This is a genomic window from Limnoglobus sp., assembly GCF_059499385.1.
In genome coordinates this window covers 1-12,070 of the sequence record NZ_JCABYM010000149.1, presented here as the reverse complement: position 1 = coordinate 12,070, position 12,070 = coordinate 1, and the positions used below count along the sequence as shown (strand labels likewise).

Sequence of the window (12,070 nt, the reverse complement as noted above, 5' to 3'; positions counted from 1 at the left end):
TCGAACTCGCCATGGCCTTCATCACACTCAATAAGCTGTTATGAAACAGCCTCTATTCTCGCAAACGTGAATACAGAAGCCATTTGTCGTGAACTACGGCAGGTGGGAGGATACGCAATTACCCATACCGGGAGAATTACTCACAAAGATGGCAAGAAGTTCTCAACTTCACAACTGGAAGAAATGCTCAATTATTTACACTACTATCTGTCGTTCGTGCTGGGAAGATGGGCGGGGCCGGAACTCACGGTAGGGTACGATCAATCCGATGTCATTGTTTTTCAACAAATGGGCCTATCACAAATAACAGATGGAGCCTGGCAGGGCAGTAGTAGTTGGTTCGAGGATCATTCTGCAGAAATGGTCCGCGAAGTCTCGGCCGGATTCTGGGAACTTTGGCAGACGGAACTTTGGCGCAAGCCGCTTCGCGAAGCGATTTATCTGTATGTCGGTGCTAATAGAACAGGGCGAGGGTTGAACGTTGACACTGCGCTGTTACTCTCGCAATCGGCCCTTGAACTTCTTTCGTGGAACTACTGTGTCAAAGACCGAAAGATGCTATCCGAGGTGGCGTATAAGCCAGGCAAGTTGAGCGCGAGCGACAAGTTGCGTGTGCTTGCGACAACGTTAGGTATCCCGGTAGCCATTCCGACATCGTTACCAGCTTTTCATACCAATGCAAGCAGAATGAATTGGCGCGATATTCCGGATGCAATTACTGATCTTCGGAATAGCCTTGTTCATCCAGACAATTCAAAAAAGTACCCAGAGAGGTCATGGTATGATGCATGGAGAGCATCTCTGCACATGATTGAGCTTGTTCTGCTGCGTTTGTGTGGTCACACAGGGAAATACTCGAATCGTATCACAAAGCGGTTTACGGGTCAGATTGAAGACGTACCCTGGAAATAGTACAATCACCGCTCGAAAAAATTCAAAAGCATGTGCCTGAGTTCGGGGAAGGCGGCCGCCAGCTGTTGCAGCGCGGCCGCGGCCTCGAACTTCTCGACCGACCGTTCCTGACTGAACCGCACCCACGCCAGCAACTCGGCCCGCTCGTCCGACGACAGGCTTTCCTTCCGCTCGCTCAGGTCCAGGATGCGGCGGTCCAACTCGGCCGGGAGCGCGTAGTCGGCCACGCGGCGGAGGGCCGTCACGGACTCGGCCAGCGCGTCCCGCGGTTCGATGACGGTCGGCATGGCGTGGCCCTCAAGAACGATGTCGCAATTCTACCGCGCCGCAAACGAAAGTGCCCGGCCATTAGCCGGGCACTTCGCCGACCACGTTACTTCTTCCGCACCAGCTTCATCGTGCCGCAGTGCTCGGGGCACGGCTTGCCGTTGTCCCACGCCTCGCCCTCGACCTCGATCGTGTCGTCGGTCACGAACTTCACCGTCGAGCCGTGCATGTGCTTGTCCTTCGACACGTCCAGGTTCGTGCCGCCGACGAACTCCCACTTGATCGTGTTCGCCTTCGACTTCGGGTCCGCCTTCAGCTTCGGCTGGTTGCCCAGCATGCAGTAGTGCGTCATCACCAGGTCGCCCTTGTCCAGGTGGTACACCGACACCATCTCCATGTCCGTGCCGGGGAAGAACGTCTCGTGGACGGCCGACCCGCCGGCCGTCACCTTCACCACCGACGCCACCTTGTCCGTCGGCTTGCCATCCTTGTCCGCCTCCACCCACGTCCCGACCAGCTTCTTCAGCCGCTCGAACTGGGCGGTTGCCGGGTCGCTCTTGGAAGCCTCGGCCTTCGCCGGCGTTTCGCCGCGGCCGGCCGTCGCCAGCGCCACCACCAGAAGGCAGCCCGTGAGAATGCGTCGCGTCATCGTCTGCTCCGAAACAGAGGGAAACGGGAAACCGGTACTCGACGGTTGCACATCAAGTACACCCCATCGACGAACGGCCGACAGCGGAATCGACACGCGGTGGAAGAATTTTTCGGGGGCGGGGAGGCGGGCTGTGACGGTCGTGCGGGCCGGCGGACTTTGGGGCGGGCGGGGAACCTGGGACCGCGTTCGGTCACAACATGCTGTACGGGTCCACGTCCACCTGGAACTCGACGCCGGCCGGCGGCTTCGCCGCGGACAGCACCTCCCGCAGGACGGCGTGCAGCACGCCGGCGCTCTCGCTCTGCACCTGGAAGTGGAACCGGTAGTACCCGTTCAGCTTGAACACCGGGCACTCGGCCGGGCCGAGCAGCCGCAGCGCGGCCGCCCCCGGCTTCGCCGCCCGCTGCACCGCCGCCTTGAACGCACCGGCCAGCGTCTCCGCGAACTCCGCGGCCAACGACTCCCGCTCGCTGCGGACGATCAGCCGCGCGAGCCGCTGGTACGGCGGGTAGTGGTGCTGCTTGCGGTGGCCGAGTTCCTGCTTCGAGAAGTTGATGAAGTCGTGCCGCGTCGCGAGGCTGACGCACGGGTGGTCCGGGGTGAACGTCTGGATCATGACGCGGCCGCCCTTCTCGCCGCGGCCGGCCCGCCCGGACACCTGCGCGAGCAACTGGAACGTCCGCTCCGCGGCCCGGAAGTCCGGCAGGTGCAGCCCGACGTCCGCGTTCACCACGCCGACGAGCGTGACGTTCGGGAAATCGAGGCCCTTCGCGATCATCTGCGTGCCGAGCAGGATGTGGATGAGGCCGTCGCGGAACGCGTCCAGCACCCGCTGGTGACTGCCGGGCTTCGCCATCGTGTCCGAGTCCATCCGCTGCACGACCCGGTTCGGGAACTTCGCCTCGATCTCCTCTTGCAGCTTCTCCGTGCCGAGGCCCTGGTAGCGGATGGCGACCTGCTGGCAGGCCGGGCACTTCGTGTACGGGGCCGTCTCCCAGCCGCAGTAGTGGCAGACGAGCGCCGACTTGTGGCGGTGGAACGTCAGCGACAGGTCGCAGTGGGCGCACTGGGCGACGTGCCCGCAGCTGGGGCAGTGGACGTGCGTGCTGAACCCGCGGCGGTTCAGGAACAGCATCACCTGGCCGTTCTCCTTGAGCGCGGTCCGCATCGCGTGTTCGAGCGTCGGGCCGATGGCGAAGTGCTTGCCCGGCGTCTTCGGCTCGTGCCGCAGGTCGATGAGCTGCACCTGCGGCAGCGGCCGGTTCTCGACGCGGTTCGGCAGGCTGAGGAGCGTGTAGCCGTCCTGCCGGTGGGCGTTGTGCCAGCTCTCGAGGCTCGGCGTCGCGCTACCGAGGACGATCGGCACGTTCGCCAGCCGCGCCCGCATCACGGCCACGTCGCGGGCGTGGTAGCGGGGCGTCGATTCCTGCTTGAAGCTGGTTTCGTGCTCCTCGTCGATGACGATGAGGCCGAGCTTCCGCGTCGGGGCGAACACGGCCGACCGCGCGCCGACGACGACCTGAACCTGCCCGGCCGCGACCCGCCGCCAGTACTGGCCGCGCTCGCCGTCGGTCAGGTGCGAGTGCAGAATCGCGACCGTCCCGCAGCGGCCGGAGAACCGCTCGATCGTCTGCGGCGTCAGGCTGATCTCCGGGACGAGGACGATCGCCTCCTTCCCTTGCTTCACGACCTCCTCGATGGCGCGAAGGTAAATCTCGGTCTTGCCGCTGCCGGTGACGCCGTGGAGCAGGAACGGGTGGTAGCCGCCGGCGTCGAGCGCCGGGCGGATCGTGTCCCAGACGCGCTCCTGGTCCGCGTTCATCGTGATCGGCGGGGGCGTCGGCGTTTCCTTTGGTGCGTCCTCCTTCAACCCGTAGGGCACGGCCGAGCGTTCCACGCGCTCGACGAACTTCCGCGCGAGTCCTTTGGAAATCAGCCCGCTGATCGGGGCGGTGCCGCCGCCGAGGAGCCGGGCGAGGGCGTGCAGCTCCATCGGCCGGCCCTCCTTCTTCAGCCGGTCGAGGGCCTGCTTCTGCTTCGGCGTGACGGTCGGCAGCGGGTTCGGCAGCTCCTCCCGCGGCGTCGGCACCACGAACGCGACGTTCTTCGTCCCGGCCTTCTCCCGCACGCCGGCCGGCACGACCGCGTGCAGCACCTGGCCCCAGCCGCAGAGGTAGTAGTCGGACATCCAGCGGGTGAGCTTCAACAGGTGGTCGTCGAGCAGGGCGGTGTCGTCGAGGACGCGGGTGATCGTCTTCACCTCGCGGACCGGCGGCACGTCGGCGACGCGGATGACGTACCCCTCGGTCGTCTTGTCGCCGCGGCCGAACGGGCACTCGACCCGCTTGCCGACGCCGACGGCGGCGTGCAGGTGGTCCGGGACGCCGTAGGTGTAGGCGTGGTCGAGCGGGCGGTCGAAGACCACGTCCACGAACAGCGTCGGCGGGGCCGCGGTCATCGCGGGGTCGTCCCAGAGGGCGGGGCTTTCGTGTGGCATAGCAGAAGCGTATCCGGTCGGTCAACGGCGGGGCAAAGTCGGTTGCGGCCGGTCGCGGGGGCGGTATGATGGGCGGGAGAGGAGGAACGAGACATGACGCCTGAAAATGAACAATTTGAACCGGGAAACGCGGAGAGCCTACCCCGCGCCCGGCGACACACCCCGGAAGAAGTCGAAGCTATCTTGGCCCGGCAGGGACCGAAGAAGTACGCGACGGCAGAAGCACTACTCGGGGCCGGGAAGAATTTGTGGGATAGCGACGAAGAGTTGGATGAATTCCTGCGCGGCATCCACGAACGGCGCAAACAAAAGGAATGACCCGTGGCCGAACGCCTCCTCGACACGAACATCGTGTCGTACATGCTGAAGAAGCACACCCTCGCCCTCCGCTACCTGCCCCACTTGACCGGGTACACGCCGGCGGTGTCGTTCCAGACGGTCGCCGAACTGTACGAGGGTGCGTTCCTGGCCAAATGGGGCGCTGCGAAACGACAGGCTCTGGAGGAGTTGCTCTCCGAGATGCACATCTTGGAATCGGACGATTCCGTCTGCGAGTGCTGGGCCGAAATACGCGCCGTCCGCAAGGCGCAGCCGATCGGGGTCGCGGACGGTTGGATTGCCGCGACCGCGTCGGCTTATCGGCTCGAACTCGTCACCCACAACCCCTCCGACTTCGCCGGCATTCCGTGGCTGACGGTTATCTCCGAAGCGCCGTAGCCCTCACGCCCGCTCCTGCCTCTCCGTCACCCGCGCCCCGAGCGGCTTCAGCACGGCCACGCGGTCGATGTTCAACTGCACGTACTGCTGCCACGGCGGGGGCACGTCGCGGTCCAGGTACAGCGCCTCGACCGGGCACTCCGGCTGGCACGCCCCGCAGTCGATGCAGTCGTCCGCGTCGATGTAGAGCTGCTTCTCGTCCCCGTAGAAGCACTCCATCGGGCAGACGACCACGCAGTCCGTGTACTTGCACCCCACGCACGGCTCGGTCACGACGAACGCCATTGGCACACCTTTGGGAAAGAGGGTCGGTCACGTCGCGACCCATCGCATCCGGCGTGCCACGAGAGAATGGCTGAAAAACAAGGGGTGATCGCCGCGTGACGTGACGAAATCTGGACGGGTGACGATGAGCGGTCAGGCCCAGTCCGCGCCGGCCTTGCGGACGCCGTGCTTCTTCATCTTGCCGTAGAGCGTCGTCGGGTTGAGGCCGAGCCGGTGGGCCGCCCCGCCGGGGCCGTACACCCGGCCGTCGGCCGCCCGCAGCGCGTCGAGGATGCGCTGCCGCTCCTGCGCCGCCCACGTCCGCGCCGTCTCCGCGGCCGACGCGCCGACCAGCCACGCCGGGTCGAACGCTAGGTCGTCGCCCTCGCTGACGATCACGCCGCGCTCGACGACGTTCTGCAACTCGCGGACGTTCCCCGGCCAGTCGTGGGCGGCCAGCGCGCGAAGGGTGCTGGATCGAACCTTCGACACGGTTCTCCCGTGCCGCGCCGCGGATTGGCGCATGAAGTGTTCGACCAGCGCGGGGATGTCCTCGCGGCGGTCGCGGAGCGGCGGGAGCGTGACGGGGAAGACGTTCAGCCGGTAGAACAGGTCGGCCCGGAAGTGCCCGATTTTAACTTCGTTCGCCAGGTCGCGGTTCGTGGCGGCGACGATCCGCACGTCCACCGGCACGGCGTCCCCGCCGACCCGCTCGATCACCCGCTCTTGCAGCACGCGGAGTAACAGGGCCTGCGCCTCCGGCGGCATCTCGCCGACCTCGTCGAGGAACAGCGTGCCGCCGTGGGCTTGCTCGAACCGGCCGGCCCGCCGCTTGCCGGCCCCGGTGAACGCCCCGGCCTCGTGGCCGAACAACTCGCTCGTGATGAGGCCGGGGGCCAGCGCGACGCAACTGACCGGCACGAACGCCCGCGGACGCCGTTGACTCTGCTCGTGAACGGCGCGGGTGACGAGTTCCTTCCCCGTGCCGGTCTCGCCGAGGACCAGCACCGTGGCGTCGGTCGGCGCGACCTGGGCCACGGCCCGGCGGACGGCGTTCAGCGCGGGGCTGGTCCCGATCATCATGGGGTCCGTCACTCCTTCGCCACGTACACCTTGATCTGCGGGCCGCCGTCGATCAGGTCGGGGATCGTTTTCAGCAGCGCCTCCGTGTGCTTCTCCTTCAGGTGCGCCGCCAGCGCGTCGAGGTTCTTCCACCGTTCGTACAGCACGTAGGTGTCGGCGTGGTCGGCGTCGTGGTTCAACTGGTACGCCACGCACCCCTTCTCCTTCACCGTCTCGGTCATGCAGGCGGTTGCCGCCTTCTCGAACGCCGCCTCCCGGCCGGGCTTCACCTTGAAGGACACCCACATGGTGAACGGCTTCGCCGGGTCCTTCAGCTTCGCCCGCATGTCCTTCACGATGGGGTGCTCGTCGGCCGCGAACGCCGGGGCTGTCAGGAGCGCGAACAGGGCCAGTGCCGTCTTCATGGGGGAACCTTTTGAGTCACATGTAGGGCGGGTCAAGGCTTTGCGCCGACCCGCCGAGGGATCGGGTGCGTCGGCGGGTCGGCGCAAAGCCTTGACCCGCCCTACAAACTAGTCGTTGGTCAGCACGATGCGGTAGCGGGCCTTGCCGGCCCGCAGGTGGTCGAGGGCGTCGTTCACCTTCGCCATCGGGAAGTACTCCGTCACCGGGGCGATCTTGTGCCGGGTGCAGAACTCCAGCATCGTCGCCGTCGTCGCCGGGCTGCCGAGCGGGGAGCCGGACAGCGCCTTCTGGCCGAGCAGCATCGGGAACGCCGCCACCGGGATCGGCTCTTCCACCGCCCCGACCAGGTGCAGCCGGCCCTTCGGGGCGAGCGCGTTAATGTACGACGGCCAGTTCAATGTCACGTTCAGCGACACCAGGATGAAGTCGAAGTAGCCCGTCAGCTTCGCCATCGCCGCGTCGTCCCGGCTGTTCACGATCTGGTGCGCGCCGAGCTTCTTCAGCTCGTCGGCCTTCCCCGCGGACGACGAGAATGCCGTCACCTCGCAGCCCCACTTGTTGAGGAACTGCAGCGCCAGGTGGCCGAGGCCGCCGATGCCGACGACGCCGACCCGGTGCGTCGGCCGCACGTCGAACTGCACGATCGGGTTGAACACGGTGATGCCGCCGCAGAAGAGCGGGCCGGCCGACGCCGGGTCCAGACCCGCCGGCAGCGGGATCGCCCACTCTTGCTTGCACCGCACCCGGTCGGCGAACCCGCCGTGCCGGCCCCAGATGGTTTGCTCGGCCGTGCCGCACAGGTTGTGGTCGCCGTTCATGCACTGCTTGCAGTGCATGCAACTGCCGCTGAACCACCCGAGGCCGACGCGGTCGCCGACCTTCACCGTCGTCACGTTCGGGCCGGCCGCCGCGACCGTGCCGACGACCTCGTGGCCGGGGACGAACGGGTACGTCGTGCCGCCCCAGTCGTTGTCGAGCATGGACAGGTCGGAGTGGCAGATGCCGCAGTGCGAGACGGCGATCTCGACGTGCTCCGGGCCGAGCGGGCCGGGGTCGTACTCGAACGGGGCGAGCTTGCCCTTCGCGGCTGTCGCGGCGTAAGCCTTGATCTTCATCGCGCGTCCTTTCAAGAGATGACGTTCAATCCCCGGCAACGGCGAGCGTCACGGCGTGAGCGTGACGTGTCTCGTCCCGCGCGGGGACTGGCGGTCACGTCTTGTGGAACCCTGAGCGGAAGCGACGGGGTGAAGCGCCTCCACCCCGTCGCTTCCGCTCAGGGTTCTACGAAGCCGGTCGTTGCCGTTCGAGACACGTCACGCTCACGCCGTGACGCTCGCCGTTGCACCCGTGAGGGACATCCTCACGGGCGGATCGCTACTTCGCCAGCGAGAAGCAGGCGAGTTCCTTGTCGTTGCGAACGTAGACGCACTTGTTCGCGTAGGCCGGGTGGCTCCACAGCACCTTGCGGCCGAACGCCGCGCCGGTCGGCTCCAGGAGCTGCGCCCGGCTCTCTTCCTCGTAGCCCTTCGGCGTCAGCTTCGCGATCTGGAGCGTGCCGAGTTCGTTGAACACGAAGTACCGGTCGTCGTTCTTCGTCAGGAACGCCGTGCCGGACCCGCCCTGGGTGAAGTTGGCCGGCTTCTCCGCGTTGAACACCGGGGTGAACGTGCTCCAGAGCCGCTTGCCGGACTTCAGGTCCACGGCCCGCAGGTTGCCGGGGCGGTCCACGCCGTAGATCACGCCGTCGTCGATCAAGGGCGTCATGTTCACCGGCGACAGGCTCGTCTCCTTCCCGCCGTGCCAGACTTCCTTCACCGCCGGCTTCGCGTCGTCCAGCTTCAGCACCACGGACTTGTTGCCCATCCCGGCCGCGAACAGGTGGCCGCCCTCGCCCAGTTGCGGGGCCATGATCGACATGCCGTAGTCCGGCTTCAGCTTCACGCTCCAGTACTTCGCGCCGGTGGCCGGGTTCAGGCCGCTCAGGTGGTCCGCGTCCCAGATCAGCAGTTGCTCCGTCTTGCCGTGCTTGATGAGCGTCGGCGGGCAGTAGCCGGGTTCGGACGCGCTGAGCGCCTTCCACTTCACGTTGCCCGTCTTCTTGTCGAACGCGACCGCGACCTGCCCCTCGCCGCCGACGACGGTGATGACGAAATCCTTGTAAATCAGCGGGTGGCCGCAGAAGCCCCACATCGGCACGACCGCCCCGAGGTCCTTCACGAAGTTCTTCCGCCAGACTTCCTTGCCCTTGTCCGCGGTCAGGCAGTACAGGTCGCCCATCGTACCGAGGGCGTAGACGTGCCCGTCGTGGACGGTCGGCGTACACCGCGGCCCGGCCGGGTAGCTGACCTGGTACGTGCAGTCGTACTCGTGCTTCCACAGCTCCCGGCCGGTCGCGCTGTCGAAACAAATGACCCGCTCCTTGCTCTCGACCTTCGCCTCCTTGTTGAACGGGTCGTCCGGGTCCTTCTGGCCGGGCTTGAGGACCCGGTCGGCGACGAACACCTTGCCGTCGGCGACGGCCGGCCCGGCGTACCCGCCGCTGACGGGCATGCTCCAGAGCTTCTTCGGCCCGTCGGCCGGGAACTTGGCAAGGATGCCGGTCTCCTTCCAGACGCCGTCGCGGTTCGGCCCCATCCACTGCGGCCAGTCGTCGGCGGGGGCGGGGGCGGCGAGGAGGAACAGACCGAGGACCGAGAGGGAACCGCGCGGCATTGCAAAGACCTCTGTGGGCGAGACCGACGTGTATCCGGGGGAAATCTTAGTCGTGCGAGCCGACCGATGGGAGGAAATACCGCCGCGGGGCGGGGAGTTTACAGGACGTGCGACCGGCGGGCCGACGGGCCGGCCCGCCGGGTGTGGGGCCGAAGCCCGACGCGAATGGCCCGAAGGCCGCGTGTCTTTGCCCTGAAGGGGCGAAACATGTTAGCCCAGGGCAACGCCCTGGGTAAACTTCCGCCCTCCGCCCAAGCCCTGAAAGGGCGAAAGAGTGTTCCGCCCTTTCAGGGCTGATCGCGTGGGGAGGGGCCGTCACCCAGGGCGTTGCCCTGGGCTAACATGTCGTGGCCTTTCAGGCCGGAAAACCGAGGGCGGAGGGCCGCCGCCGGTCGCCGTCGTTTCTTTCACCCCTTCACCTCCTCACCCGTTCACCCCTTCATCTTCACTCCCGGTCCCACAGTTCGTCCGTCGTGCCGAAGTCGAACACGTTCTCCCGGTCCCGGACGGCGACGAGCGCCGCCGAGTCGGACGCCAGCGGCGGGTTCCGCGTGCCCCGGGTGATGGCCTCGACGTGCCCGTCCACGAACGCGACGTTCGCCAGCCGGCCGCTCAGCCGGAGGTGGACGCTCGGCCGCTTCGCCGACGGCGGGTAGCAGAACGGGACCTCGAACAGGATCGGGTCCGTGTCGCTCGCCAGCACCGCGTTCAGGAAGAGGACCGTCTGGCTCGTGGACCGCACCTGCGGCAGCGAGATTTTCCGCCAGTTGCCGGTGAGCGTGAACCCGGCCGTCGGCTCGTAGGGGGCGAGGGCGAAGTAGTTGTACCCGTACCCGCCGGTCAGCCCGTCGTAGGTGAGGTGGACCTTGCCGGGGGCCTTCGCCGGCGTCTGGAGGGCGGCCCGGTTGTTCTCCAGGTACGGCATCAGGTGGCCGCCGGGCGTGTCGAACGTGCCGGCCGGCTTCTCGAACGCGAACCACCACCGCAGCCCGCCGTTCTCCATCGTCATGAGCGGCGGCAGGCAGCCGTTCGCCGACTCGTAGTTGTTGACGGCGAGGCCGAGCTGCTTGAGGTTGTTCTGGTCCGCGAGCCGGTTGGCCGCGGCCCGCACCTTCTGCACGGCCGGGAGCAACAGGCCGATCAGGATGCCGATGATGGCGATGACGACGAGCAGCTCGACGAGCGTGTACGCGGCACGGGTGCGCACGGGTGGGTCCTCCGCCGGCGGTCACCTGATGATAACGCGCCGGCGGCGGATTTCGTTGAAGGGGGGCTGACTTCCCTGGGACCGCGGGCGTCCCGCCCGCCACGGCCCCAGTCGCGAAAGACGGGTTCCTGTGGCTGGGAAGGTGGGCGGGCGGGACGCCCGCGGTCCCAGGCGATCTCACTGACTCGCCGCGCCCTTCGCGTTCAGCTTGATCCCGTACAGCCCCTTGCTCGCGGTGACGAACAGCGTGCTCATGTCCTTCCCGCCGAAGCAGACGTTCGCCGTCCACCCCTCCGGCACGGGGATCGTCGTCACCTTCTTCCCGGCCTTGTCGAACACCAGCACGCCGCGGCCGGTCAGGTACAGGTTCCCCTGGTCGTCGAGCGTCATGCCGTCGCTGCCCTCCTCGCAGAACAGCTTCTTGTCCTTGAGCGTGCCGTCGTCCGCGATCGAATACGAGTACGTCTTCTTCGCCCCGATGTCGGCGACGTACAGCGCCTTGCCGTCCGGCGTGCCGACGATCCCGTTCGGCTGCTTGAAGTCGTCCGCGACGCGGACGAGCTTCCCCTTCGGCGGTAGGAAGTAGACGCCCTGCGTGGACTGCTCCGTCGGGCCGCGCTTCCAGTACGGCCGCTTGTAGAACGGGTCGGTGAAGTACGCCCCGCCGGCCGGCGTGACCCACACGTCGTTCGGGCCGTTGAGCAGCTTGCCGTCGTGGTCCTTCACCACGACCGTTTTTTCTTTCGTCTTCACGTCGATGACCCACATCTCGTTCTTCTCGTCGGCGCAGGCCCACAGCTTGCCGGCCTTGTCGAAGCACAGCCCGTTGCTGCGGCCGCACGGCTTCATGAACTCGGAGAGCTTTCCGTCCACGGACCAGAGCATGATGCGGTCGTTCGGCTGGTCGGTGAAGTAGACGTTGCCGTGGGCGTCCACGGCCGGGCCTTCGGTGAACGCGAAGTCGCCGGCGAGCTTCTCGACCTTCGCCCCGGCGGGCACGAGGTCGGCGGCGTGAACGGGCGTCGCGAGCAGCAGAAGCAGGAGGCAGCGCATGGCGGAACTCCGGGAGGGGTGGGGGTCAGCATAGCGGGTTTCCATTTCGCATTCTGAATTGTTCCGGCCTTGTCCTCATGTTTGAATCCGCCGTACACTGCCGCCCCATGCACGTACTGTTGAACGCCGTCTACTTGTTCGCGCTGGTGTTGCTCTCGCCGTGGCTCGTGTGGCGGGCGGCGAGGACCGGCCGCTACCGCCGCGACCTGGCGGCGAAGCTGCTCGGCCGCCTTTCTCCCTCCTCCCTTGAGGGGGAGGGCCGGGGAGGGGGGTGGGCGGGTGCAACCGCCGGGGGGAGTGC

The 12,070-nt window shown here is 66.6% G+C and carries 13 protein-coding genes and 1 pseudogene; 4 read left to right on the top strand and 10 right to left on the bottom strand.

The window, feature by feature from the left end; all coding sequences use genetic code 11:
* The coding region (locus AC5JJ2_RS26140; protein WP_495860995.1) for a YopA family protein at positions 1–912 on the top strand (912 nt) is incomplete at its 5' end.
* A gap of 5 nt (positions 913–917) precedes the next feature.
* Here AC5JJ2_RS26140 and AC5JJ2_RS26135 read toward each other — a convergent pair.
* The 3 genes from AC5JJ2_RS26135 to priA form a co-directional block, all read right to left on the bottom strand.
* Positions 918–1,199, bottom strand: coding sequence for a hypothetical protein (locus AC5JJ2_RS26135; RefSeq protein WP_495860994.1), 282 nt, complete (start codon positions 1,197–1,199; stop codon positions 918–920).
* Between the two features lie 86 nt (positions 1,200–1,285).
* Positions 1,286–1,828, bottom strand: a complete 543-nt coding sequence (locus AC5JJ2_RS26130) for a hypothetical protein (protein ID WP_495860993.1) — start codon at positions 1,826–1,828, stop codon at positions 1,286–1,288.
* Positions 1,829–2,021: 193 nt separating this feature from the next.
* Positions 2,022–4,328, bottom strand: coding sequence for a replication restart helicase PriA (gene priA / locus AC5JJ2_RS26125; RefSeq protein ID WP_495860992.1), 2,307 nt, complete (start codon positions 4,326–4,328; stop codon positions 2,022–2,024).
* 93 nt (positions 4,329–4,421) lie between these two features.
* Here priA and AC5JJ2_RS26120 point away from each other — a divergent pair, with 93 nt between their 5' ends.
* Together AC5JJ2_RS26120 and AC5JJ2_RS26115 are read left to right on the top strand one after the other, a co-directional pair.
* Entirely contained in the window at positions 4,422–4,646 is a 225-nt protein-coding gene (locus AC5JJ2_RS26120; RefSeq protein ID WP_495860991.1) for a hypothetical protein, read from the top strand.
* Between the two features lie 3 nt (positions 4,647–4,649).
* Positions 4,650–5,045, top strand: coding sequence for a PIN domain-containing protein (locus AC5JJ2_RS26115; protein WP_495860990.1), 396 nt, complete (start codon positions 4,650–4,652; stop codon positions 5,043–5,045).
* A gap of 3 nt (positions 5,046–5,048) precedes the next feature.
* On the opposite strand, the gene AC5JJ2_RS26110 is transcribed toward AC5JJ2_RS26115, so the two are convergent.
* The 7 genes from AC5JJ2_RS26110 to AC5JJ2_RS26080 all read right to left on the bottom strand — a co-directional run bounded on the left by AC5JJ2_RS26110 (position 5,049) and on the right by AC5JJ2_RS26080 (position 11,769).
* On the bottom strand, positions 5,049–5,330 hold the full coding sequence (locus AC5JJ2_RS26110) for a ferredoxin family protein (RefSeq protein ID WP_495860989.1): 282 nt from the start codon (positions 5,328–5,330) through the stop codon (positions 5,049–5,051).
* A gap of 132 nt (positions 5,331–5,462) precedes the next feature.
* Positions 5,463–6,404: a sigma-54 interaction domain-containing protein gene (locus tag AC5JJ2_RS26105; RefSeq protein WP_495860988.1), complete on the bottom strand. Its 942-nt coding sequence runs from the start codon at positions 6,402–6,404 to the stop codon at positions 5,463–5,465.
* On the bottom strand, positions 6,401–6,796 hold the full coding sequence (locus AC5JJ2_RS26100) for a putative quinol monooxygenase (protein ID WP_495860987.1): 396 nt from the start codon (positions 6,794–6,796) through the stop codon (positions 6,401–6,403). Before AC5JJ2_RS26100 ends, AC5JJ2_RS26105 begins: the two co-directional genes overlap by 4 nt.
* A 108-nt stretch (positions 6,797–6,904) precedes the next feature.
* Positions 6,905–7,912: an NADPH-dependent aldehyde reductase Ahr gene (gene ahr / locus AC5JJ2_RS26095; protein WP_495860986.1), complete on the bottom strand. Its 1,008-nt coding sequence runs from the start codon at positions 7,910–7,912 to the stop codon at positions 6,905–6,907.
* Between the two features lie 259 nt (positions 7,913–8,171).
* Positions 8,172–9,509: a PQQ-binding-like beta-propeller repeat protein gene (locus AC5JJ2_RS26090; protein ID WP_495860985.1), complete on the bottom strand. Its 1,338-nt coding sequence runs from the start codon at positions 9,507–9,509 to the stop codon at positions 8,172–8,174.
* Positions 9,510–9,954: 445 nt separating this feature from the next.
* On the bottom strand, positions 9,955–10,716 hold the full coding sequence (locus tag AC5JJ2_RS26085) for a DUF1559 family PulG-like putative transporter (protein ID WP_495860984.1): 762 nt from the start codon (positions 10,714–10,716) through the stop codon (positions 9,955–9,957).
* Between the two features lie 177 nt (positions 10,717–10,893).
* Complete coding sequence (locus AC5JJ2_RS26080) at positions 10,894–11,769, bottom strand: SMP-30/gluconolactonase/LRE family protein (RefSeq protein WP_495860983.1); 876 nt, start codon at positions 11,767–11,769, stop codon at positions 10,894–10,896.
* A gap of 107 nt (positions 11,770–11,876) precedes the next feature.
* Here AC5JJ2_RS26080 and AC5JJ2_RS26075 point away from each other — a divergent pair.
* Positions 11,877–12,070 (top strand): annotated as a pseudogene (locus AC5JJ2_RS26075) (hypothetical protein); the annotation flags it as partial.